The sequence below is a fragment of the Enterovibrio norvegicus DSM 15893 genome (genome assembly GCF_900115495.1).
Taxonomy (GTDB): Bacteria; Pseudomonadota; Gammaproteobacteria; order Enterobacterales; family Vibrionaceae; genus Enterovibrio; species Enterovibrio norvegicus.
In genome coordinates this window covers 14,376-37,378 of sequence record NZ_FOWR01000004.1, presented here as the reverse complement: position 1 = coordinate 37,378, position 23,003 = coordinate 14,376, and the positions used below count along the sequence as shown (strand labels likewise).

Below are 23,003 nucleotides of genomic sequence, written 5' to 3'. Positions count from 1 at the left end.
GGAGTGAGAATGTTAGATTTCGGTGAACTACTCAGAAAAGATTCACAACACGTCCAGTCCACAGTCAGTGATGGTATTTCCTCAATCCAATGCTTTCGCAGCAACGACGTTAAAAATTTGGTAGAGGAAACATTTCGCTTTGACGGACATCCACCTCCTATCGCACTGCCATACAAATTCAAGGACGTTGCAAACCAAATTGAAGAGCATCATGCACAACTTGTCGTTATCGATTTGTGTGGCTGTCCTGACACGATAAAAGAATCTAAGCAGCTCTCGTCTCGCCTACCCACCTCCGTTTCCGTCGTTGTATTAGGCGATGTCGATTCGATATCTGTCGTACGAGAACTTAAAGCGCTTGGGTTCTATTACCTCTTGTGGCCCGTAGAAAAAATAGAACTGGCCGAGTTTGTACAATCTGTCGTTTCTCGACATATCGCGGCCTCCAACTTTAAAAATCGCCGTCGCGCCAAACGTGTTGGCATAGTTGGAATACGTGGTGGAATCGGTTGTTCACTGCTTACATCGGAGCTGGCTTGGTTTCTTTCACATGAAAAACAAACGTCGTGTTTAGTTGTAGATCATAACTATATGTCTAGTAGCTTAGATATATTGCTTGGGCTCAAAAACCGAGATAAAAGAACCATCAATGATTCGGAAGTGACAGGAGATATTGATGCCACTTCTGCAAAAACACTCGTCACCAAGGTAAGCAATCGTCTAGATTATCTTGCGCTAGGACTTCAAGAAGAACGCTCTATTGATCTTCACGATATTAACGACTTGGTTATTTCTCACCTATCAAATGAAACCAATTTTGTCATTGATGACTACTCAGCATCTGTTGGTTTCGATGTAAGCCCACACGTCATTAACGCCTCTCTTGATATCGCCGTAATCATGATGGAACCGACGATTTCTTGTTTGCGAGAAACGTCAGCAATGTTAGGTAAACTCAAAAAGTTGATGGAAGAACCGGATAAAACCAAATCTCTTCGTATCTTATTGGTGTTAAATCAACACCGCGCATCTCGCTTTAGCAGCGTCAACGTCAGCGAAATAGAAAAATATTTAGACCACAAAATAGATATTGAATTTCCTTATGAGATATCAATTGAAGAAAATTTGCTTAACGGTGTTCATTTAAGCACCGGTAAGAGCAAATTTGGCGATCAAGTGCGCAGACTTTGCGCGCTGATGATTGGAGAAGATCTGTCACAAACGTCAAAAAGATTGTTTTCGTTCTCAATGCTGGGGAGAAAATAATTGGCAATGTCAGCGTCTAAAGACCTTTATCGATCACTACGAGAACGTATTTTTGATGCTATTGATGCGGAGGCAATTTCATCGCTTAGCAAAGACGAATTGCTACGTCAGTTAACACAGGCAATAAACTTGCTGGCCGATCAAGACAGCATGCCACTACCAACGTCTTTGCGCGCCGAGTTTGTCAAAATGATGTATGACGAATTGCGCGGGCTTGGGCCTTTGCAAGCACTTATCGAAGACGACTCAATTTCGGACATTATGGTCAACGGACCTGATGCCATTTTCATCGAGCGAAATGGTTTAGTAGAAAAATCATCTATCACTTTTATCGACAGCGACCAACTGCAAAATATCGCAAAAAAAATTGCGGCAAAAGTTGGACGACGAGTTGATGATTCTATGCCCATGTGTGATGCACGATTGCTGGACGGAAGTCGAGTCAATATCGTCTTACCACCTATCGCTATCGATGGCGCATCAATATCTATTCGTAAATTCAAGAAGCAGAGTATCAAATTTGGCGATCTCATCGATTTTGGAGCAATGACACCAGAAGTGGCCAAGCTCATGGTTATTGCATCTCGCTGTCGTGTGAACATCATTATTTCGGGTGGTACGGGGTCTGGAAAGACCACCATGATGAACGCTTTGTCTCAATACATTTCTGAAGGCGAACGTATCGTCACCATTGAAGATGCAGCGGAGCTACGTCTTCAACAGCCTCATGTTGTTCGCCTTGAGACAAGGCCTGCAGGGATAGAAGGTACTGGTGAAATTGGACAAAGACAGTTAGTGATCAATGCACTTCGTATGCGTCCAGACCGTATTATTATTGGTGAATGTCGAGGTTCTGAGGCATTTGAAATGCTTCAAGCAATGAATACAGGGCATGACGGATCAATGACCACGCTTCACGCCAACACACCACGCGATGCCATCTCTCGAGTTGAAAGCATGGTCATGATGGCAACTGCCTCATTACCCCTTGAGGCCATTCGTCGAACCATTGTCAGTGCCATTGACATTATTATTCAAATCAGCCGTTTACATGATGGAAGCCGAAAGGTGATGAGTGTGAGCGAAGTCATTGGCATGGAAGGCTCAAATGTCGTCATAGAAGAAATATTTCGTTTTGAACACAAAGGGATATCAGATAGCGGGAAAGTAAAAGGTGACTTCACCACGTCAGGTTTGTTGCAACGCTCCATTCTTTATGAAAAAGCCCGCTTCTTTGGTCTAGATGGAGAACTGAACAGTATATTTAACAAGGTGACATCATGATTGCCAATGCGATCTACTGTATTTTTATTGCTTTCGGCATATACATATTTTTTACACAAAGCCGCTTAAAAAAACGTCGTGAAAGTATGCTTCGCGATAACAATGCGTTACCTGAAACTAAGTTTCTGGAAAACCGAGTTGTTGATATGGAAGCCCTTACCGAAACGACATTTTTACAGCGCGTCAAAAGAAACATTGACAATACCTTCGAAGATATCGGTTCGCTTGCGGTACTAAAAGTGACTGTATTTTATTTGGTCACGTCTGCTGCCGGCGTCTATATCTTACAAACACTCTTTCATTTCAATATTTTAACATCTCTACTCATCACAATTCCTGCTGCCACTTTTTTCGGTTTACGCTTTTTGCGCATACGTACACAGAAAGCATTTGAAACTAACTTTCCCGACGCACTCAACATGATCGCGAGTTCGGTCTCTGCAGGTGAGAGCCTACTCCATGCCATCGTGTTTGTTGGCGACTCACTGGACAACATTGTTGGGAAAGAGTTTAAGCGTATGGGTGAGCGCCTGAATATGGGAGAAAGCACGGACGCTGTTTTCCGAAAAGCGTGCTTACGATTCCCCACCCCAATGTTTCAATTCTTTGTCATCACTATGCGCGTTAACGTCAACCGTGGAGGCCAACTTCGAGAAGTGATCGCTCGGTTAAACCGCGTTTTATTCGATGCGCGCTCAATAGAAAAGAAAAAATTATCAATGACAGCAGAAGCGAGAATGTCGTCCTATATCGTTTGTGCTATTCCATTTATTTTTCTGTTTGGCGTGATGCAGTTTATCAGCCCAGAAAACTACGACTTTGTTATGAATCACCCTGACGGACGTCCACTACTGTATTACGTACTCATCAGTGAAGCTATTGGTATGACAATAATCATGCTGCTGATGCGGAGTGTAAAGTAATGAACAGCTCTAACTTTATGATTTTTGCAGTACTTGTCTCTATTGGCACAGCAGTAATTTTAACAATGCTTTTTTCCATATTCATTCGCCATAGAACACTCGCAAGAATGCTAGAAAAACCCAAGCAGAGGCCCAGCGCAGTCTCTCAATTTGTCACCTTTGCATCTAGCTTTTTCGCGGGAACAAACCATGAAATTGCAGAAAAACTCATCGGGGCTGGTTTCTACAACACAGGCGTAGCGCCTTATTACTTTATTTTGAAGTATACCAGCGCGGGTATAGGCATCTTAATTGTATTTTTTACCGGTGACACCTTGGGGATGAATTCGCTACAAAGCAAAATGCTGTCACTCAGTTTTTTGATGCTCTTTGTCGTTATCGTGCCCGACATGTATTTGGAGCTGCGACGACGCGCCTTGGCACTAAAACTCACGCGAAAATTACCCTATCTTCTCGACATGATGGGTGTTTGCGTTCAAACAGGCATGACTATTGAGTCAACGCTCTTTTACTTAACGACTGAGATGGCAGCATTTGATCGTGACATTGCGTTTATGCTTAAACGCCTTCGCGACCGCACACAAACCATTGGTCTAGAGAAAGCATTAAAGGAACTTCACGCCCGAATTCCTGCCCCTGAGATGCACAGTTTTGTGATGACACTTACGCAAAGCATGCAACACGGGACATCCATCTACGACGTTTTGTCTACGTTGGCAAAAGATATTCGCGAAATTCAGTTGCTTGCTCTCGAGGAGAAGGCTGGCAAACTTTCATCAAAAATGTCAGTGCCGCTCATCCTTTTTATCATGATCCCAATTGTGATTTTGATAACTGCACCAGGCATTATGAGGATTATGGGATAATGAAACGCCGCCTTATCTTACTTATTTCAACACTTCTTATTGTAGGTTGTGCAAACGACACGTCCAAAAGCGAATATGTTCGTGATAATGGCGAAAAACTACTGCTGTCGTCAGGCAACTACTCATCACTTATCGCTCGTTATAAAAAAGAACTCCAAAAGGAAGCTTCTGATGAATTGCGGTACAAACTCGCGAATGCCTACTATTTAGCTGGCGATGGCGAAGCGGCTATGTTTCAGCTATATCAGATATCTCCTAAAGGGCTAAAAACGTCAGAACTCGCTTTGTTACGTGCCAATATCTTGTACGACCAAGGCAGGTACCAAAAAGCAGAACAACACGTCAATACGGCACTTCGAAGAAACCCAGAATATGGCACAGCTTATAACTTAAAAGGGTTGATACTTGCCCACAGAGGTGACCTTTCTGAGGCAAAACAGGCGTTTGAAATGGCAAGAACCTATCACTATGACGACGCATCAGTAAAAAATAACCTTTCTATGATAGCCATTCTAAAAGGTGACTATAAAGAAGCGATAGAAATACTCACGCCATTAATACAAAGTGGCAGAGCGGACGACACAACCAGAGCAAACTTGCTGTTAGCCTATGCTAAGACAGGACAGACTCGCGCCTTTAGTCAAATGCTCGTCGGCAGTGAAAGCGACATAAATTTGGCAGAAAAATACAAAAGCTTACATTCTGTTGAACTTAATGCGTCTACCCGCAGAAAAGTAGGCATGCATAGCCTTCCTCTCTCTCCATTAAACTCGACTGTACTGGACACTCGTGGATCGGAGACGAATATATTACCAGCGAAAGCAGTCGAACAGTATGCTACACCAGCCCCCGACGAGGCACCACCACGCAACACCCCACCAAATAGTGTTGTGAAAACACAGGCACTTGCGCAGTCAAAGCAAGAGAACTTCTCACCGGTGCCGCCATCTATGTCAGGAAGTAGCGCTAAAGAGAAGAGCGAAAACGCACTGATAAAAATCAGAGCGCAGTTGCAAAAAGCCAAGCTCAACAAAGAGAAAATTGCCCTTAAAAATATAAAAGCGAGTGAGAAAGAAACTAAGAAAGCCCAATCAAAACGACACGTGACCGCATTGACCTATCGAACCACTGATAAAGGCATCGAGTACGTTGCCACATCAGATTTCGATCTTGGCAAAGTTCATACCCTGTTCTTGAAAAAAAAGGGGAAATGGGTTTTTGACATTCAAGGCGCCAAAGATTTCACAACCAAGCGTAAGCGCTTCTATAAAACAGGCCCGGCAAAGATAGTTGAATTGGGTGAACACAAAGACTTCGTGCGCATAGTATTAACGATGCGAAGCGGAGTAAAAGGCGAGCCTAAAATCGAAGTGAATGGTCATAAGCTTTATATTCGCTGGAGTGCATAATGAAAAGAAAAAAGTCGCAATATCCTAATAAGAAAATGCAGTCTGGCGTAGTTGCAATTGAGTTCGCCCTCGGCTCTGTTTTCTTATTTTATGCAATGTTTGTATGGGTTGAAACTTGCTTTATGGGATTCATTTCTTCAACACTAGATTACTCTATTTCTGAAGCATCTCGTACTGCTAGAACATCATCAAATGCCGATTATGAGTCAATTTTCCGTGCTGAACTAGAAAACAGAGCCAATATTTGGACCAACTTTATTGATCCTGACGATTTTACAGTTACCGTTAAATATTTTTCATCATTTGATGATGCATCAAATAAAGATATTACAGGTGTAGATGATCGAGATGAAAACCCTATAGCTCTTTATCGCTTGAGTTTTGAATATTCCCCAATATTTTCACGCCCATTCAACCTAGAAAATGTGACTATGTCACGTGAGGTTTTTTCTATCCAGGAGTATGAGCGTGACAAATTCAGCCAATAACTTCAGTAGAGAGAGAAAGAAAATTAGAAAATCAACGGTAGGCTTGACTGGCAATCAAAAAGGCGTTTTCTTTATTGAACTTTGTTTTGTTTTATTAATGCTCAGTGTAATCATTTTTTTAACCATAGATATCGTCGTAAAACAGTCAGTAAAAGGAAAACTAGACCGCCTATCATATTCTCTTGTTAGTGTATTGAGAGAGCGCTCTCAGCTATTTGATGGTGATGAAACCATGACATACGATGAAGCAACTAAGTCACTCGCACTAATACAGAATTCACTCCGTAGTACATTGGCGACTTACGAAGACTCACGCCTTGGTTTACTCATAGAGCAGCAACGCTTTGATGCTAATAAAAACGAAATTAGCCAAAATATCAACGAACATATTTTCGCAATGGGATCCTATCCCTGCAGTAACACAACACCATTATCTGAGCTTATAGATCTTTCTCCTGTTACTCAATTTGATAATAAGCTCACCCTATACCAGGTAACGCTCTGTTATGAAACGGAGAATTTGTTTGGTCGTCTATTCGGAGGAGAACTTGTATTTGTTCGTTCCACTGCTCTCTCTTTTGGTCGATAGAGGCTACTCATGAAAAATAAATCATCATATTATCAAAGAGGTGCCGCTGGTATTATCTACGTCACAATGATACCAGCCCTTTTTGGTATATTCGCGCTTGGCATTGAATCATCACGCTATTTGCAGACACATGCTCGCTTGGGTGATGCCATTGAGATTGCATCATTGGCCGTTGCCGCTAATGTTTCAAAGAATGAAAACGATAATAGGTTATTAGCGCAAGGGTTTGCGAACATCTATGTTCCCGATGGGGACATAGATTTATCTAAAATTAGTATTATCAGAAAAAGCTGCGATGATATTTATGGCAATGAGTGCGGCCAACCGGGCGTTTATGACGAAGATGGACTTATCTTTACTGAATACAAAGTCACGCTTGAATCAGATTTTGATTCTTGGTACCCGAAAGACGAATTTGCTCAAGGATATGATGACATCGTTAAGATGAAGGGTAATGCTGTTGCTCGTAAATACCAAGGTTATACGTTAGATGTAGCTTTTGTCGCTGATTTCTCCGGGTCGATGAAAGACCCATGGAATGGCCAAACGAAATATCGCGGCGTTATCAACGTTATTGAAGATATTACCAGAAAGCTTGAGTCATTTAATGAATCTACCGAGCAGGAGCTTGATGGTAAACGTCTGCTTAACAAAGCCGCTTTCATCGGTTACAACCTGTATACCAGCAACGGTTCTTCCTATTTCAGTAACGTTAACTACAACAACGCGTCCCTCTCTAAGAAATGGTGGACAAACACGCCAAATATTGCTTTCGATAGCACGATAGCCAACCCATTAACTACAACGAGAAAATCACTGAATGGTCGTGTCGACGGTGACAATTCTTCCTACTTCGAAACCGTCGACTTGACGGACGACTTCTCAAGTTTCCGTTCTACGATAAATATGTTCATCCCGAATCATGGTACCGCCTCTTATGAGGGAATAATTGCAGCCGCAAAGCTTTTGGAAGAGGGGGAAAATGTTCGTAAGCTCATCATCGTTTTGTCTGATGGTGAAGATTCTACGAATAGCCGAAACCCCGACGATAACAGATACCCAGGCTATGCCGCTCTGCAGCTCTACAATGGCGGTTTGTGCAGTAATATCATCGCAGATCTCGAAGCATTAGAAGTTGATGGCCGCTCCGTAGAAGCAAAAATTGCGGTAATTGGATTTGACTACAACATTGCTGAAAACCCGGGCTTACAAACGTGTGCGGGCGCTGAAAACGTACAATCTGCGAATTCCTACCAAGAAATCTACGACAACATTTTAGAGTTGATCAGTGAAGAAGTTGGTCACTTGTATTACAGAAACTACGAATAAACATGGGAGACATCATGAAACCAGCTTTTACCTTGCCAGCCTTATTTTTAGCGATGAGTGTGTCGTCGTTTTCAAGTGCAGCGGCTGAATTGTCTGCCACTGTGTTTGAGGAAATTTGCGCCGACAAAAACACGGAAGTAGCGTTTACTGTTTCATTGGGTCAATCCACCGAAGTGTTGTTCCATCGAGCTCAGTTTCTGCAATTAGAACGGCCAGTTGACGGCTTGCCTACTACACCGCTTTTCATTGAAGCCCTCGTTAACGCGGGGTTGGACAAGAAATGTGCGGAGTTTTTAACGCGGGAAACCCCGACAGTGAAATCACATCACAATCAATTGATTGCGATGGTGCATTTTGGCTTTGATAAGGCATCACTGACATCGACAGGCAAGAAGATCCTCGCGGGTATCATCGACAACATTAAGCGTTCTAACACCGGACTCTCTATTGAAGGGCACACAGACAGCATCGGCAGCCATGCATACAACCTCAAGCTTGGCTTAAACCGCGCTGAATCGGTCAAGCAGTATCTTGCTGCTAGCACAGGTAAAGGCGACACCATTGCGACCTCTTCTCGCGGTGAAACACAGCCGGTGGCAAGCAACAAGGATAAAGCAGGACAAACGCAAAACCGCCGTGTCGAAGTGCGTATTGCATCGACGCAAGGTGCTGAGGCCAACACGCCTATGGTTAAGCCAGTGTCGTCAGAAGCGCTTGTCATCACGCCATAACGTAGAGGTTTCATGGCCACGTCTTAACATGCCGCCGCACTGCTGCGGCATGTTCGTTTTTGGCGTAAATAAGTAGATACTCGTTGAAGCATCATCGTCGTTCAAAGGCGTTTACTTTCCTTGTCTCACGTCCGCGACTATCTTTAATGATTGAAAAGAATCTCTTTTATACTGTTCTACTCAATACAATCTACCGACGCACTGAGGCCACACTATGATTAATTGCAGTGACTACGACTATATTGAAGTCGCTTGTTTATTCCACTACCCCGTTAAGATCACGCTCAAATCTGGCGATGTGGTTGAAGGCATAGCAGAAGATACGACACACAACGAAGACAGAGATGAATGCTTGGTGCTTCGCCGTGATCGTCAAACTTCGGAAGTGGTTCTCACGCAGATTCATACCATAGACGTGCTGGTGAAAAATCCCCATTTCCAACAAATGACATTCGGCCAAGCTTAACGCTTTTAGCCATCCGCACGCGCTCTGCTCTGCTCTGCTCTGCTCTGCTCTGCAATGAAATGAAATGAAATGAAAATTCCATTTTCAAATCCATTTCGAAACATTACACTGAGTTGAGATGGTTTGAATCGGAATACTCTATGGCTACGGCTACGCACCTCGCTGAATTGCAACAACAAATACGTCATCGTTATCATGATTTAAGCAAACGCCTTCAACAGGTGGCTCATTATGTTATGGACAACCCCAATAGCATTGCCTTCGATACCGTGGCCGTTATCGCCACACATGCAAGCGTTCCCCCTTCAACACTGATTCGTTTCGCCAATGCCTTCGAATTCAGTGGCTTTAACGAAATGAAGCAGCTTTTTCGGAAGAACCTCGTTGAAGAAACCAGCAGCTACACTGAACGTGCTAAGTTGCTTCAACATCGCGAGGGAGAGCATCAATCACTCGACACCCCAGCGGATATGCTGATGCAATTCAGCCAAGCCAACGCGGTCGCCTTGCAAGAGATGCCATCAACAATTTCCTCAGAGCTACTCAACAACGCCGTGACCTTGCTAGAAAACGCAGAAACCATCTATGTGGTGGGTATGCGACGCTCATTTAGTATTGCTGCCTATTTCGCCTATGCCTTGCGCCATCTAGAGCGTCGAGTGGTATTGGTGGATGGGTTTGGTGGCATGGCTAATGAGCAAATGGCATTGGTGTCTGAACGCGATGTGGTCGTTTCAGCCAGCTTCCCAGCCTATTCGGAAGAAACGGTATTACTGTGTGAACGTGCAGCAGCATCAAATGCCAAGCAAATTGTATTTACAGATAGCCAAGTCAGCCCGCTCGCGGCCAATAGCGATGTGTGTTTTGTGGTCAAAGAAGCGGAAGTAGAATCTTTTCGTTCTCAAGCCGCGAGCATGTGTTTGGCACAAACCCTTGCGGTGTCGCTGGCATTTCGCTTGAGTAAATCTGGCTAAATAATTGCCAACAAACCATCGTATGAGAGCTTGGCGCCCGAAAGAAACAAGAACAAATAGCAGAGTTGATAGATGCGTGTTTGACTGACTCGGTGTAGTAGCCAAACACCCGTTGACACACCAAGGGGGGCGAGAGGCATCAACACCAACGCCGTCAGTACATTGGTTGAATCAAACTCACCGCTTAATGCATAAGGCACGAGTTTGGCAACGTTTAACAGCGCAAAAAACACCGCCATGGTGGCTATCAAGGTGACCTTTTCAAGTTTTAGTGGCAACAGATAAATACTGGCAGGCCCCCCACCCGCATGAATGGTGGTACTCGAAAAACCACTAACAGCACCCCACATCGTCGCGCCGACAGTGTTATTGGGTTTAGCGACCGATGTACGATTGGTCAACATTGACCCAATGTATTGGGCACAAAACCACAATGACAACACACCAATCGTCAGTTTCAAGCCCGCTTGCGGCACCACATTGATGTAAACTCCCGCAATCACCACACCCAGCAGCGCACCTGGCAACATCTTCTTTATCACCTTGTAGTCCGCATTTTTGTAGTGATAGCGCACCGCAAACACATCCATCACACACAAAATGGGTAACAAGATCGCTGCGGCCTGCAAAGGCGACACTGCAAACGCCATCAAAGGAACAGCGATGATCCCAAGTGCTCCTCCTAACCCGCCTTTGCCAATGCCGTAAATCAGCACCGCCGGTACAGACAGAAAATAGAAATTCGGGTCGGTAATGATCGCCAAGCATTCATCCTTAACAGCAGTTCATGAGCATGTCATCATCGCTCAACACGATGTTATTCTTCGCCTTGCTGATGAGAATGACGAAAAAAGACCCGCAATATGCGGGTCTTAGTGAGCGATGTGGGCAGATTTAGCAGTCCCAGTTCATGCCATATTCCTCGGCAGAGGCTTGCATCCAAAGCGCGATGTAGTCAGCGAAACTCCGGCGTACAATCATGTCGTAGCTGTTTTCACTGTTGTGCTTCATAAACACCTGCGCTTTGGCAAACGTGGTGCCGACACATTTCCCCACGGGGAAGTAACCGTCATCCACATCGTAAGGCACAGATTTCTTCAGTACATCTTTCGCGTGAGAGCCCGTCAAGGTGACCAGCGTTTGCCCACCAGTGACATCCGTGACCGAGTAATGGCCTTGCAGCTTATCGCGCAGCGCCGCTTCTGTTTCTGCCGCAGATTGCGATGCACTTAAGATCAACCACTCATCCGGCGCTAGCCACCACACTTGGCGTTCATCGGTTTCAGAAGACGTTGATGCCGAGATAGGCAGTGCTTGTCCCAGTGCCACTTCAGCGGCTGACGCAAATTCAGCCGTTGGCTCACCACGCAAAATCACATGGCTAACGTTTTTGCGCTCATGCAAATGAACACCTGGTGCATGAGTGCCCGCGTTGGAACCTAAATGATGTAACGCTGATTCAAAGCGCGCGCTGTTTTGTGGCACCATCAAGGTCGATGCAGGCGTTTCCGGTTCTGCGCCTGCTGCCTTTTCATTTTTCGGATCATAGAAAATCGAGCTACAGATTTCAGCCTTTAGCACTGTTCCATCCGCCAATGGGAAGTAAACGTGTTCGCCCATTCTATTCAAGCCATCTTTGATCAACCCAAAGGCAATGGAATAACCCAAGTTTGCACTGAAATACGATGAGCTAACATGGCCTACCATGGTCATTGGAATGGGCTCATCGGGATCATTCACCGCTTGTGCCCCTTCAGGGATCACCTTGTAAGGTTCAGTGCACTTCAAGCCCACCAGCTGTTTGCGGTCTGTACGGATTGTGTCTTCACGCGCCCAAGAGCGACGACCAATAAAGCTGTAGGTTTTCTGTTTACCCGTGATCCATCCCATGTTGAGATCTTGCGGCGTCACAGAGCCGTCCGTGTCTTGCCCAACAATGATGAAGCCCTTCTCTGCGCGCAGAATGTGCATGGTTTCAGTGCCATAAGGCGTAATGCCAAAGGGGTCTCCTGCTCGCATCACTTGCTCCCACACGTATAGACCGTGGTTCGCACTCACATTGATTTCGAATGAAAGCTCACCCGTAAAGCTGATACGGAATACGCGGGCATCAACGCCTGCCACTTTCATGGTTTTCCAACTCATGAATGGCATGGTGTCTTCCGAAATGTCTTCGTCGCCCACCAGTTGTTGTAGCACATTGCGGCTGTGGGGCCCCGAAATAGTCATTGTCGCCCAGTGATCTGTCACACTGGTGAAGAACACGTCCAGCTCAGGCCATTCGGTTTGATGCCAAAGCTCTAGCCAACGTAACACGCCTGCTGCACCGCCAGAGGTGGTGGTCATGATAAAGTGATCATCACTGATGCACGACGTTACCCCATCATCAAACACCATGCCGTCTTCGTGACACATAAAGCCATAACGACAGCGACCAGGAGCCAGTTTGTCCCAGCCATTGGTGTAAATACGATTGAGGAAAGTACGCGCATCTTTGCCCTGAATATCAATTTTGCCCAAGGTCGATGCATCAAGAATGCCCACACCTTCTCGCGTCGCTTTGCATTCACGCGCTAATGTCTGCTCCATGGTTTCATTCCCTTTCGGGAAATACCAAGGACGTTTCCATTGGCCAACATCCTCAAATTTTGCACCATGCTCTACGTGCCAAGCATGCATCGCCGTGTAGCGGCATGGATCGAACAAGTGCCCAGCATCTTGCCCTGCTAACGCGCCAAACGTGACAGGGGTGTACATCGGGCGGAAGATTGTCGTGCCTGTTTCTGCAATGGTTTTTCCCATCGCATTTGCGGCAATCGCCATGCCATTGATGTTGCCTGTCTTACCTTGATCCGTGCCAAAACCCATCGCGGTATAACGCTTAATGTGCTCGATGGATTCATAGCCTTCACGAACCGCAAGCTCAATACCTGCCGCCGTGACATCATTTTGGAAATCAACAAACTGCTTAGGCGCTCGGCTCACCGGCAATCGATGCGGCACTAAATACATCGCCATGGCTGGCGCAGTAAGAAAGTCCTCAACGACAGGTAGAGACGTATCTTCAAGGTGCACATTCAAACTTTCTGAAATGCGCATTGCCGCACCCGCACCACTTAAAATGGCATGAGACAAGGTACCATCACCGTCGACAGCGCCTGCGTACTCCATTCCTTTGACGTAATCTGATGGCACAAACGCCGCAATATCATCACGCCAGACAGGGCGGCCGCCAATGTGGCAGCTAAGGTGCAACGCAGGGCTCCATCCGCCGCTCGACGCCACGGTGTCGCAAGGAATGACTTCCATGACGCCTGTGACGGTTTTGCCTTCTTTGTCGATAGGCACCACTTCCGCCGCGGTGATTCCCGAACTGCCTTGAAGGTTCGCGATACCATGACCAAAAATCACTCTGATCCCGAGGGCTTTCGCCTGCGCAATACGATCGCCTTCGGCATACGCACGGGTATCTATGATCGCTGCTACGGTGCGTCCACTTTCATGCCAATCCAATGCGGCGTTATATCCCTCGTCGTTCGAGGTCATCACTAGCAAGGTATCGCCCGGCGCAACGCCATAACGACGCAAATAAATCGACACTGCAGAGGTCAGCATGCTGCCCGGTAGGTCGTTGTTACCAAACACCAGTGGACGTTCAATCGCCCCTGTTGCCAACAACACATGCTCTGCACGAATGTGGTGAATACGCTGACGAATACCGCCTTGTTGCTCGCCAAGGTGATCCGTTTTCCGCTCGATTACACCGACAAAATTATGGTCATAGTAACCAAACGCCGTGCTCCTTGATAACAGCATGCAATGGTGATCAGCCTTGAGTATCTCAAGGGTTTCATCAAGCCATTCTGTGGCAGGTTTGCCGTCAATAGTCTCGCGACAATGCAAAAGACTGCCGCCCATTTCCGACTGCTCATCCACCAAAATAACGCGCAAACCTTGACCCACCAGCCTGCGCGCCGCCATTAAGCCTGCGGCACCCGCACCGACGATCAACACTTCGCAGTGTTGCTGCATTTTGTCGTATTTGTCAGGGTCATTCCCACGTGGAATTTCACCTAAACCTGCCGCATTTCGAATGTGCTTTTCGTACGTTGGCCAGAGCGATTCGGGGTACATAAAGGTTTTATAATAGAAACCGGCAGGCATCATTGACCCCCCCAGTTTTCCTAGCATCGACAGCGCATCATTTTCCAAGCTCGGCCACGCATTCACTACCTTCGCATCGAGCCCATCATAAAGCTCAGTTTGGGTAGCGCGTTGGTTGGGTAATTCCGCGTCGGGCGTTGAACCAATCTGTAATATCGCATTCGGCTCTTCTGCACCCGCGCCTAAAATGCCGCGAGGTCGATGGTATTTAAAGCTACGCCCCACTACTTTGATGCCGTTTGCCAACATCGCAGAGGCCAAGGTGTCACCTTGATGACCTTGAAAGGTTTTGCCGTTAAAGGTAAACGTCAGCGACGTATTGCGATCAATCCGTCCGCCGTCAGAGAGGCGATTTTTCTGGCTCATACGCGTGCCTCCCCATTCGTTGTGTGTGTCTCGTTGTCATCGCTTGGCGGTTTTTCACCAATTTTGTACACAGCATCGATATCGTACGTCACTGTGTTGCGCTGCATGTTGAAGTACTTTCGACAGCCCGCTGTGTGCTGCCACATTTCACGGTGGCTGCCTTTGATATTCTTGCGGTGGAAAAGATAGCGACCCCATTCGTCGTCTGACAGGGCATCAGGATCTAACGGCCTGATGATGTGCGCTTCGCCGCTATACGTAAATTCTGGTTCTTCCCTGAGCTCTTCACAGTAAGGGCAATAAATCCTTAGCATGTCTTTTCCTTTCTCAACAAAGCGTCTTCATCAACACGCGTTTTATACAACTTTGATGTGTTCAACGCGGTGTGTATTGTTTGATCAAACTTGTGAGCACCAATCAGTGCGCCACGCCTGCCGCACCATGTTCATCAATTAAATGGCCGCTGATAAAACGATTGAGCTTGAACGGCGCGGCCAATGGGTGCGGGTTATCTTTCGCAATAGTGTGGGCAAATACATGGCCTGAACCCGGCGTCGCTTTAAAGCCACCCGTGCCCCAGCCACAGTTGAAATACAAACCTTCCACATCTGTCTTGCTAATGATCGGACACGCATCTGGCGTGGTATCCACGATGCCGCCCCAATGGCGATTCATGCGCACGCGACTGAGGAAGGGGAACATCTCAACAATGGCGGAAATCGTGTGTTCGATAATCGGAAAAGAACCACGCTGGCCGAAACCGTTATAGCTGTCGATACCCGCGCCGATCACCAAATCGCCTTTGTCAGATTGACTGATATACCCGTGTACTTGATTCGACATGATCACCGTATCAATACAGGGTTTAAGTGGCTCAGACACCATGGCCTGAAGAGGATGAGATTCAATCGGTAGCGTCATGTTTGCCATGCGTGCTAACTCGCCCGAGTTACCCGCAACAACACAACCCACCTTACCCGCGCCAATGAACCCATTCGGGGTTTCAACGCCTTTAATTTTGCCACCTTCGATGCGAAGACCAGTGACTTCCGTTTGTTGAAGCATGTCTACGCCAAGTTGATCAGCCGCGCGTGCAAAACCCCACGCAACCGCATCATGGCGGGCAACCCCCCCACGGGGTTGCCAACTCGCGCCCATCACGGGATAACGCGCACGCTCAGAACAATCGAGTAGCGGCACCAAATCTTGAACGCCCGCGGTGTCTAGCACTTCACTGTCAATGCCATTCAAACGGTTGGCACTGACGCGGCGCTCAATATCGCGCATGTCTTGCAATGTGTGCCCAAGGTTTAGCACGCCACGTTGGCTAAACATCAGGTTAAAATTGAGTTCCTGTGAGAGCCCTTCCCACAGTTTGAGTGAGTGTTCGTACAATTGTGCAGCTTCATCCCACAGATAATTGGAACGCACAATTGTGGTGTTTCGCGCCGTGTTCCCACCGCCGAGCCACCCTTTTTCAACCACGGCGACGTTCTTTACGCCACACTCTTTGGCCAAGTAATACGCCGTCGCCAGCCCATGTCCGCCGCCACCAATAATGATCACGTCGTAATACGGTTTTGGCTTAGGGTTACGCCATGCGCGCTGCCAGTTTTCGTGAAACGTGAGCGCATGTTTAAACAACCCAAACCCTGAATAATTTGTCATTCCATTGTCCTGAATCGCTGATGAATCAAACGCGTTCCCGATGCATGCGGGTTGCCTAAAAAAGTGTAGCTATTTCATTGCTCTCACGCGCAAAAACGCTGACTTTATCTCAAACATGGTAATGCGCGACCTGTGGGGTAAAGTGCGGTTTTGCGCCTGAGTTTGACGTTATTGCGACACTGCGTGAGCTCGCTTTTTAGTACCAATAAAAGGCATGGCATTCTGCCAAACGCTATTATGGGAAAAAGGGAACGTATGAAATGCTCGTCAGGAAGAGAACATCACGATATGCAGAAGAAAAAAGCGTTCAGAGAAATCCCCCAACTAGAGAGTGATACTGCCCTCGCGCCGCACTCGTTGCACCACTACATCAGCAGCCAAGACGCTTCGACCTGCTTTTCCACTTTACCGACCGAAACGCCGCTGGCAATTAGCTTCAATGGCGTCAGCCATGCGGTGATGATGACGACGCCACAAGATATTGACGACTTCATCTACGGTTTCTCACTGACCGAGCGCATCATCAATGATTGCAGCGAGATCCATGAGATCAGCCTCGATCAGGAAAACGACGCCATTATTGCTGATGTTCAACTCGCTAATCGTGCTAATGCGCGTTTAACGCAAGCAAAACGACACTTAGCAGGACGAACCGGGTGCGGCATTTGTGGTGCGGAGTCTCTCAGCCAAGCCATCCCTGATTTATCGCCAATGAACGGCGAAAAACCGCTCGATGACGACAAGATCTTGGCGCTACGAGAAACCCTTCGTCAATGGCAATCACTTGGGCACATAAGCGGAGCGATCCACGCTGCAATGCTTATTGATCATCAGGGAGAGATTTTATTGTGTCGTGAAGATATCGGCAGACACAACGCCGTTGATAAAGCATTGGGTGCCGCGATGCGAAACAGAGTGTTGCAACCAACACACACCTTGTTGGTTACGAGCCGTTGCAGTATTGAATTGGTGCAAAAAGCCGTGATGGCAGGGGTCAGTTCGTTGATCACACTCGGCACACCCACATCACTTGCTGTGAACGCAGCAATCGCCGCAAATCTCAACCTTGTACACCTACCCCGCCAAGATGCGCCACGATTTTATAATCGCTTGACGACTTAGCAGTTCACGCCCCAAAAAGCACCAGACTTCTTGCAAGTCTCGCTGGCCTTGTGCCTATGCTCCGTATTGATAGGCGTTATATTTTTCATCATTGAAGACACATTCGGGTTTGAAGTACCAAGCGCCGGCGTTATTTCTACAGCACTGCCCGCCATTCTGACCGGTATCTATTTTGGTAATAAGACTGAAACCTTGATGTCTGCAAAAACACGCTGGCTCGCGATTTTAATCTGGACAAGCGCAAGTTATTTTTATGCGCTAGCCGCCTTTCAATATCATGGATTGTCTTTGTCAGATCTTTTCGAGGAGTTTGGCAGCTTTGGATGGGTATTTGCGGGTTTCTCTGCGTTGATGGCTTTACTGAGTTACTTCGTGATCAAATCAGGCGAAAAGACGGGCATAAAGAACAAGGCAAAAGTACGAGAGAAGCAAGCCAAAGGGGTTTGATGAGTTTGGGAACACAAACAAAAAGCCAGTCAGTCTTTCAGGCACTGGCTTTTTTGTGTCTTGCGTTCAGCAATCAGTCTTTCGCGATTTTCACACGAATAGCGTTGCCCGCCACACTGCTCATGTTCAAGCTTGAGATCGCTTTTTTCGCTTCATCATCATTTGCCATTTCTACAAATGCGAAGCCTTTAGACAGGCCAGTTTCTTGGTCTAATACCAGCGAGCACTGACCAACAGAGCCGTGAGCAGAAAACAGAACACGAATTTCATGTTCAGTGGTAGTGCGAGCAAGGTTACGAACGAGAAGTTTCATAGGAGACCATTCAGGTATAAGGAAATCGGCCGGATTGTCTCAGGTTATGCGACCTATACCAAGGAATTAATGCTACCCTCCACGCATCAGCAATGGATAGGGTCTTTAAAACAAGCTTCACAGGATACGAGAGCAACATCAGAGTGTCGGTGAACAATAAGAAATTTAGTACTTACTCAAGACTAAATCGGTCGCAATTTTCCTCCTCTTAATGCCAAATCGCCCCCCTCATGATTACCCTGCTCTTTTGCCAAAGAATAAGGACATTCTTAGCGATGCGTAGCGAAGACAAATTTCACACATGGAAACACCACCGAAAACAGGGCATGTTCGTGTACGTCCTGCACCTTTTTTTACTGATCACATGCCCTATCCTGATTGGCGTATTCATCGGCCTTTTCCATTACGCAGAGCCAAGCTTCGTTCAAACTTTCTTCCTTGATCTGCCACTATACTTACTCACACTCTTTTTCACCGTCATGACCTACAGTGTGCTCGTTTGGTATGTCAAAGAGACACGCTTTAAACGTCGATTGAGACAACGAATCGCACCATCTTGCAACCTTTGAGATCACCAAAATGATAAACATCGTCGCCATTGATCATCTCGTGCTGAGAACCACCCAGCTTGAAAACATGCTCGCATTTTATGTGAATATTCTGGGTTGCTCGATTGAGCGTCAAACCCCAGAACAAACAGGCCTTACCCAGTTGCGTGCTGGCAATGCATTGATCGATATTGTTACTGTTGGCAGTAAATTGGGGGCAGTAGGTGGAGGAGCACCGACGATGTCAGACAATAATCTTGATCACTTCTGCCTGCAAATAGCGCCTCAATCCGAAGACGACATTATTAAACACCTCAATCAGCACGGCATAGACACACCCGCATTTACAAGACGGTATGGCGCAGAGGGCTACGGAAACTCGCTGTACATCAAAGACCCTGAAGGCAACACCGTCGAGCTTCGCTGCACGCTCTCCTAAAAATACGAGTTATCGCGTGAAATGTGACTTAATCGCGTATTAGTACGACGCAATGACTCATCATTGATTCGTATATCAACATCCACCAAGTGCAACTATGCGCGCAACATCTTGAATGAATAGATATCCCTCACCCGAAGTATTGTTTTCAGTACACATTTCTCACTAACCGCAGATGTACAGTAAACCTGCACTTTTTTAGGTTCCTGTGGCTGCTCATTAAAGACAGAAACAAACTCTCAAAAAAGCGCGACAAATCAGGGTTAGTAAAAAATACAATAAAAAGGAATGTGTAATGAATAAATGTCAGTGGTTGATTTGCCTATCTCTCGCCGCAGCACCAGCAGCAGCGAACGCGGTAAATCAGGACATCTATCTCGCTGCCAGCATTGGTGCGCATGAGTTCGCGGACGAAGCAGGTGGAAAATTCGGTATCCATTTGGGTGGGAAAAACATCTTCGAAAGAGGCTTTATGCTCGGGGGCGAGTTGGAGTTTTCAAAAATCACCAACGACGACTTTGAAAAGCGATACTCGGGAGATAAAGAGGATTACTCTCTTGCCGCCAACGTGCCTATCGGGAAACGTTTTGAGCTTGGTGGTGAAAATGCGATTGATGCGTATGGTCTTATCGGGTACTCGTCACTTCGCGTCTATTCTGATACCGCCAGTGAGCGTCTTGACGGCGTTCGTTGGGGAGCGGGTGTGGATGGAAACTTCTCGAACTTCCTTGTCGGTCTTCGCTACACACAAGGTAAGTTAGACAGTGATCTTGTAGGCGACTATACAGAGAAGAACCTTAGCTTGCAGCTTGGCTATCGTTTTCAGCTCTAGAATGACAACATCGTGATGAAACAATCCCAAACGGCGCTCACGATGAGCGCCGTTTTCCATTCCAAGCTTAGGTATCACTTTGCTTTGCTGACTAGCAGAGTAAGGCGATACATACCGGATTGCCCGTCGCGAATTCATACCCAGACGGTGACAGCAAGCCTGTTGTTTTATCAACGCGGTAACTCACGAGGTTGCTGGTATTTTGGTTGGCAACCACCAGCCAGTCGCCATCACGAGAAAGGTTGAAGTCTCTCGGGTTAATCCCATTCGTGCTTACTGTTTGTTGTAAGGCTAACGTATTGCTGTTTTCTATTTTAAGCACGCAAATGACATTTTGCTGACGTCCTGAGACATACAAATATTCTTCGTCATTAGAAAGACGAATTGCAGCCGCAGCGCCGCCTTCATTGTGTTTATCAAAGGGCGAAAACGCCTGAACGATCGTCCAAACACCATCATCTTTTCTCTCCAGCACGGTCACTTCTTCGGATAATTCACACAGCACGTAAGCGAGTGATTCTTGCTGGTTAAACACGAGATGACGCGGGCCACTGCCGGGAGGGAAAATCACATGTTGCGCATTATCTCGGTCAAGCTGCGTATCAGAGAAAGGGTAAAAACTCACACGATCGGTTCCCAGATCAACGGTAACTAAGGTATTCGAGGTTGCCAGAAACTGTGCGAAGTGGGCGTGTGGTGCTTCTTGTCGATCGCGGTTTGCCCCTACGCCCTTATGCTGCACAGTATCGAAGTGCGTCAGAGATCCTTGTTCAAGGCGATACACGCTAAAACTGCCAGAACCGTAGTTTGATGCCACCACCAGATTCTGTGCTGCATTCACTGCAACGTGGCACGGATAATCGCCTTCAATCGCGACCGATGACACTTCATTGATATTGCCATCGCGATGTGTCAACAAACCGATGCTTGCGCCTTCTTGCCGCGCGAATTCAGTCACCGCGAATACATGTTCGCCAGCAACGGTTACATAGGAGGGGTTCTCACAGCGCGACACGAGATTCGGGGCAGAAAACGCGCCTGTTTGGGCATCAAGGTCAACAGCAAGAATACCTTCACCCTCACCATCAATGGCGCCCATCGGTTGGGTGTAACTACCAATCAATAATCTGTGTGTCACTGTCATCTGCTTGTGCCTTTCCATATCACTTTTAGAAGACATTGATACTAACAGAGACCACCGTTAAGTCAGCAAGCTAAAGTCTTGAAATACGATGAATAACAGCTTACTTTCAATGTTGTAATTCATTGCTTCTCTCCAATCACGTAGAAGCGAACGCATGTTATCCATTCCCCAATCAAAAGATGCATTAGAACAAGCGATCCGTGATGCCCACGCCGAATTGATGTTGGATTACCGCGCCGTTCCAGAACATATGACGCCAATGAAAAATGTACGAACAAAAATACGACGCTTTAAAACGGGAAAGGGAATACGGTAAAGTGTCATTGAGCACAAAAACGCCGCGATAGCCATCCAGCTTCGCGGCGTTTTATTTTAATTTGTCGGAGCAATGACTACGGCGTCAGTTCCTGCAAAATTTGCTTTAACGTTTCGACGGGTTGAGCACCAGACACTGCGCTTTCTCGATTGAAAACAAAAGTGGGTACAGAAGAAACACCAAGCTCTTTCCAATACGCATTTTCCGCGTCAAAGGCTTGCTGTGCCTCTTGGTCATCGAGTTGTGCCATGGCTTTTTCGGCGTCAATGCCTACCTCAACGAGTAAGCCTGAAAGCACAGTGCGGTCGGAAATGTCCTGCTGCTCTTTAAAATACGCATCAAATAAGCGTGTTTTCAGGGCAGTTTGCTTTTCTACCGACTTCGCAAACGCAAGAAGGATGTGCGCATCCCGTGTGTTCAATGTTTTCATTTCTTCAAAGAAATTGAACGCATAGCCAGATTGCAAACCAAGCTTAATAAGTTGTTGACGGTTGCGATCGCTATCCATCTTCAACATGCCATATTTTTTCATCAAATGCTGATGAAGGTTCACCCCTTCTTTTGGTACATTCGGGTTCAACTGGAATGGCTGCCACTCAATCTCAATGTTATCTGAGATGCCGAGTTCATCGATTGCCGCTTGAAGGCGCTGATACCCAAGAATGCACCACGGGCATACCACATCAGAGACAATATCGATTTTGATTTTTTCGGCCATGTTGTCGCTTCCTTTCCTCATTTATTCGTTTGTATTGTGACCACAACGTCATCGTGGTCAATCCATTACGTATTCACTATCAACTCTTAGTGCGTTGTTACGCCTAAGTTTTTTGGTATAACGAGGTTCGTTGGTAGAACTCGATGCATTGGTATAGCTAGATGCATCGGTATAGCTAGGTGCATTGGCAGAACTAGGTACGCTGATATAACTAGGATAGTTCGCCAACACCACTCGCCGCTATTATCGGAGAGAGAGACAACTCAAACATTTGTTCAGTCACACAATGTCCCCATTGTTTTCCCTCTCATTTCATCTGACACAATGAACCAACGAAGGTGAGCCACACCCTCTTTCTCATTCGAGTGATCAATGGTGACGGAACCTTCAACGCGCCCATGCTTAGAGACCGTCAACGTGAGATCTTTATTTGGGTCTTAGCATTCAAAAAACGCCGATATCTCCGTCGCCACCTTTGCTTCAAATACCACACCAAATACCCAGTGCTCAGTGCTCAGTGCTCAGTGCTCAGCATAAAAATAGGCATGAGGCTCTGCCACTCGCCCTATCACACCTGGAACATAACCTCTTGTAATCGTGC

At 46.6% G+C, this 23,003-nt stretch carries 23 protein-coding genes; 16 read left to right on the top strand and 7 right to left on the bottom strand.

Annotation, left to right across the window (positions count from 1 at the left end):
- Positions 1–9: 9 nt before the first annotated feature.
- From BM082_RS03440 to BM082_RS03390, 11 genes are all read left to right on the top strand, one after another.
- Positions 10–1,266, top strand: a complete 1,257-nt coding sequence (locus tag BM082_RS03440; protein ID WP_074925304.1) for a CpaE/TadZ family protein — start codon at positions 10–12, stop codon at positions 1,264–1,266.
- A gap of 6 nt (positions 1,267–1,272) precedes the next feature.
- Positions 1,273–2,550, top strand: coding sequence for a TadA family conjugal transfer-associated ATPase (locus tag BM082_RS03435; RefSeq protein WP_026024662.1), 1,278 nt, complete (start codon positions 1,273–1,275; stop codon positions 2,548–2,550).
- On the top strand, positions 2,547–3,473 hold the full coding sequence (locus tag BM082_RS03430) for a type II secretion system F family protein (RefSeq protein ID WP_017011014.1): 927 nt from the start codon (positions 2,547–2,549) through the stop codon (positions 3,471–3,473). Before BM082_RS03435 ends, BM082_RS03430 begins: the two co-directional genes overlap by 4 nt.
- Positions 3,473–4,339, top strand: a complete 867-nt coding sequence (locus BM082_RS03425) for a type II secretion system F family protein (protein WP_017011015.1) — start codon at positions 3,473–3,475, stop codon at positions 4,337–4,339. The genes BM082_RS03430 and BM082_RS03425 overlap by 1 nt, the downstream gene beginning before the upstream one ends.
- Positions 4,339–5,748: a tetratricopeptide repeat protein gene (locus BM082_RS03420; protein ID WP_074925302.1), complete on the top strand. Its 1,410-nt coding sequence runs from the start codon at positions 4,339–4,341 to the stop codon at positions 5,746–5,748. Before BM082_RS03425 ends, BM082_RS03420 begins: the two co-directional genes overlap by 1 nt.
- Positions 5,748–6,236: a TadE/TadG family type IV pilus assembly protein gene (locus tag BM082_RS03415; RefSeq protein WP_074925300.1), complete on the top strand. Its 489-nt coding sequence runs from the start codon at positions 5,748–5,750 to the stop codon at positions 6,234–6,236. Before BM082_RS03420 ends, BM082_RS03415 begins: the two co-directional genes overlap by 1 nt.
- Positions 6,217–6,825 carry a tight adherence pilus pseudopilin TadF gene (gene tadF / locus BM082_RS03410; RefSeq protein ID WP_074925298.1) on the top strand — a complete coding sequence of 203 codons (609 nt, stop codon included), beginning with the start codon at positions 6,217–6,219 and terminating at the stop codon, positions 6,823–6,825. The genes BM082_RS03415 and tadF overlap by 20 nt, the downstream gene beginning before the upstream one ends.
- Positions 6,826–6,834: 9 nt before the next feature.
- Positions 6,835–8,154: a TadE/TadG family type IV pilus assembly protein gene (locus BM082_RS03405; protein ID WP_017011019.1), complete on the top strand. Its 1,320-nt coding sequence runs from the start codon at positions 6,835–6,837 to the stop codon at positions 8,152–8,154.
- Positions 8,155–8,168: 14 nt separating this feature from the next.
- On the top strand, positions 8,169–8,885 hold the full coding sequence (locus BM082_RS03400) for an OmpA family protein (protein ID WP_017011020.1): 717 nt from the start codon (positions 8,169–8,171) through the stop codon (positions 8,883–8,885).
- Between the two features lie 214 nt (positions 8,886–9,099).
- Entirely contained in the window at positions 9,100–9,351 is a 252-nt protein-coding gene (locus BM082_RS03395) for a Rho-binding antiterminator (RefSeq protein WP_017011021.1), read from the top strand.
- A gap of 140 nt (positions 9,352–9,491) precedes the next feature.
- The gene (locus BM082_RS03390; RefSeq protein ID WP_017011022.1) at positions 9,492–10,325 is read left to right on the top strand and encodes a MurR/RpiR family transcriptional regulator; all 834 of its coding nucleotides are present in this window, start codon (positions 9,492–9,494) and stop codon (positions 10,323–10,325) included.
- On the opposite strand, the gene BM082_RS03385 is transcribed toward BM082_RS03390, so the two are convergent.
- From BM082_RS03385 to BM082_RS03370, 4 genes are all read right to left on the bottom strand, one after another.
- The gene (locus BM082_RS03385; protein WP_074925295.1) at positions 10,322–11,089 is read right to left on the bottom strand and encodes a sulfite exporter TauE/SafE family protein; all 768 of its coding nucleotides are present in this window, start codon (positions 11,087–11,089) and stop codon (positions 10,322–10,324) included. The genes BM082_RS03390 and BM082_RS03385 overlap by 4 nt on opposite strands.
- A gap of 130 nt (positions 11,090–11,219) precedes the next feature.
- Positions 11,220–14,855 (bottom strand): sarcosine oxidase subunit alpha family protein, encoded by a 3,636-nt coding sequence (locus tag BM082_RS03380; RefSeq protein WP_074925293.1) that lies wholly within the window; start codon positions 14,853–14,855, stop codon positions 11,220–11,222.
- Positions 14,852–15,169, bottom strand: coding sequence for a sarcosine oxidase subunit delta (locus BM082_RS03375; RefSeq protein WP_017011025.1), 318 nt, complete (start codon positions 15,167–15,169; stop codon positions 14,852–14,854). The genes BM082_RS03380 and BM082_RS03375 overlap by 4 nt, the downstream gene beginning before the upstream one ends.
- A 103-nt stretch (positions 15,170–15,272) precedes the next feature.
- Positions 15,273–16,523 carry a sarcosine oxidase subunit beta family protein gene (locus BM082_RS03370; RefSeq protein WP_017011026.1) on the bottom strand — a complete coding sequence of 417 codons (1,251 nt, stop codon included), beginning with the start codon at positions 16,521–16,523 and terminating at the stop codon, positions 15,273–15,275.
- A 288-nt stretch (positions 16,524–16,811) separates the two neighbouring features.
- On the opposite strand from BM082_RS03370, the gene fdhD reads away from it, so the two are divergent.
- On the top strand, positions 16,812–17,645 hold the full coding sequence (gene fdhD, locus BM082_RS03365) for a formate dehydrogenase accessory sulfurtransferase FdhD (protein ID WP_017011027.1): 834 nt from the start codon (positions 16,812–16,814) through the stop codon (positions 17,643–17,645).
- 30 nt (positions 17,646–17,675) lie between these two features.
- Positions 17,676–18,092 carry an ABZJ_00895 family protein gene (locus tag BM082_RS03360; RefSeq protein ID WP_074925291.1) on the top strand — a complete coding sequence of 139 codons (417 nt, stop codon included), beginning with the start codon at positions 17,676–17,678 and terminating at the stop codon, positions 18,090–18,092.
- Between the two features lie 73 nt (positions 18,093–18,165).
- Here BM082_RS03360 and BM082_RS03355 read toward each other — a convergent pair whose 3' ends face one another.
- Positions 18,166–18,405, bottom strand: coding sequence for an RNA recognition motif domain-containing protein (locus BM082_RS03355; protein WP_017011029.1), 240 nt, complete (start codon positions 18,403–18,405; stop codon positions 18,166–18,168).
- A 579-nt stretch (positions 18,406–18,984) separates the two neighbouring features.
- On the opposite strand from BM082_RS03355, the gene BM082_RS03345 reads away from it, so the two are divergent.
- Both BM082_RS03345 and BM082_RS03340 read left to right on the top strand, forming a co-directional pair.
- A complete protein-coding gene (locus BM082_RS03345) occupies positions 18,985–19,392 on the top strand; it encodes a VOC family protein (RefSeq protein WP_017015210.1) in 408 nt (135 codons plus the stop codon).
- Positions 19,393–19,687: 295 nt separating this feature from the next.
- The gene (locus tag BM082_RS03340; protein ID WP_017015209.1) at positions 19,688–20,224 is read left to right on the top strand and encodes an outer membrane beta-barrel protein; all 537 of its coding nucleotides are present in this window, start codon (positions 19,688–19,690) and stop codon (positions 20,222–20,224) included.
- A gap of 91 nt (positions 20,225–20,315) precedes the next feature.
- Here BM082_RS03340 and BM082_RS03335 read toward each other — a convergent pair whose 3' ends face one another.
- Entirely contained in the window at positions 20,316–21,368 is a 1,053-nt protein-coding gene (locus BM082_RS03335) for a lactonase family protein (protein ID WP_017015208.1), read from the bottom strand.
- A gap of 154 nt (positions 21,369–21,522) precedes the next feature.
- On the opposite strand from BM082_RS03335, the gene BM082_RS24730 reads away from it, so the two are divergent.
- On the top strand, positions 21,523–21,684 hold the full coding sequence (locus tag BM082_RS24730) for a ClbS/DfsB family four-helix bundle protein (RefSeq protein ID WP_137071592.1): 162 nt from the start codon (positions 21,523–21,525) through the stop codon (positions 21,682–21,684).
- Between the two features lie 76 nt (positions 21,685–21,760).
- On the opposite strand, the gene BM082_RS03330 is transcribed toward BM082_RS24730, so the two are convergent.
- Positions 21,761–22,402 carry a DsbA family oxidoreductase gene (locus BM082_RS03330; RefSeq protein ID WP_017015206.1) on the bottom strand — a complete coding sequence of 214 codons (642 nt, stop codon included), beginning with the start codon at positions 22,400–22,402 and terminating at the stop codon, positions 21,761–21,763.
- Positions 22,403–23,003: the final 601 nt, after the last annotated feature.

Excerpts from the sequence above, each read along its gene's own strand:
- BM082_RS03355 (WP_017011029.1), bottom strand. The coding sequence starts at position 18,405 with ATGAAACTTCTCGTTCGTAACCTTGCTCGCACTACCACTGAACATGAA.
- BM082_RS03395 (WP_017011021.1), top strand. The coding sequence starts at position 9,100 with ATGATTAATTGCAGTGACTACGACTATATTGAAGTCGCTTGTTTATTC.
- BM082_RS03390 (WP_017011022.1), top strand. The coding sequence starts at position 9,492 with ATGGCTACGGCTACGCACCTCGCTGAATTGCAACAACAAATACGTCAT.
- BM082_RS03400 (WP_017011020.1), top strand. The coding sequence starts at position 8,169 with ATGAAACCAGCTTTTACCTTGCCAGCCTTATTTTTAGCGATGAGTGTG.
- BM082_RS03425 (WP_017011015.1), top strand. The coding sequence starts at position 3,473 with ATGAACAGCTCTAACTTTATGATTTTTGCAGTACTTGTCTCTATTGGC.
- fdhD (WP_017011027.1), top strand. The coding sequence starts at position 16,812 with ATGCAGAAGAAAAAAGCGTTCAGAGAAATCCCCCAACTAGAGAGTGAT.
- BM082_RS03375 (WP_017011025.1), bottom strand. The coding sequence starts at position 15,169 with ATGCTAAGGATTTATTGCCCTTACTGTGAAGAGCTCAGGGAAGAACCA.
- BM082_RS03335 (WP_017015208.1), bottom strand. The coding sequence starts at position 21,368 with ATGACAGTGACACACAGATTATTGATTGGTAGTTACACCCAACCGATG.
- BM082_RS03380 (WP_074925293.1), bottom strand. The coding sequence starts at position 14,855 with ATGAGCCAGAAAAATCGCCTCTCTGACGGCGGACGGATTGATCGCAAT.
- BM082_RS03405 (WP_017011019.1), top strand. The coding sequence starts at position 6,835 with ATGAAAAATAAATCATCATATTATCAAAGAGGTGCCGCTGGTATTATC.
- BM082_RS03345 (WP_017015210.1), top strand. The coding sequence starts at position 18,985 with ATGATAAACATCGTCGCCATTGATCATCTCGTGCTGAGAACCACCCAG.
- BM082_RS03420 (WP_074925302.1), top strand. The coding sequence starts at position 4,339 with ATGAAACGCCGCCTTATCTTACTTATTTCAACACTTCTTATTGTAGGT.
- BM082_RS03340 (WP_017015209.1), top strand. The coding sequence starts at position 19,688 with ATGAATAAATGTCAGTGGTTGATTTGCCTATCTCTCGCCGCAGCACCA.
- BM082_RS03370 (WP_017011026.1), bottom strand. The coding sequence starts at position 16,523 with ATGACAAATTATTCAGGGTTTGGGTTGTTTAAACATGCGCTCACGTTT.
- BM082_RS03435 (WP_026024662.1), top strand. The coding sequence starts at position 1,273 with ATGTCAGCGTCTAAAGACCTTTATCGATCACTACGAGAACGTATTTTT.
- BM082_RS03440 (WP_074925304.1), top strand. The coding sequence starts at position 10 with ATGTTAGATTTCGGTGAACTACTCAGAAAAGATTCACAACACGTCCAG.
- BM082_RS03430 (WP_017011014.1), top strand. The coding sequence starts at position 2,547 with ATGATTGCCAATGCGATCTACTGTATTTTTATTGCTTTCGGCATATAC.
- BM082_RS24730 (WP_137071592.1), top strand. The coding sequence starts at position 21,523 with ATGTTATCCATTCCCCAATCAAAAGATGCATTAGAACAAGCGATCCGT.
- BM082_RS03415 (WP_074925300.1), top strand. The coding sequence starts at position 5,748 with ATGAAAAGAAAAAAGTCGCAATATCCTAATAAGAAAATGCAGTCTGGC.
- BM082_RS03330 (WP_017015206.1), bottom strand. The coding sequence starts at position 22,402 with ATGGCCGAAAAAATCAAAATCGATATTGTCTCTGATGTGGTATGCCCG.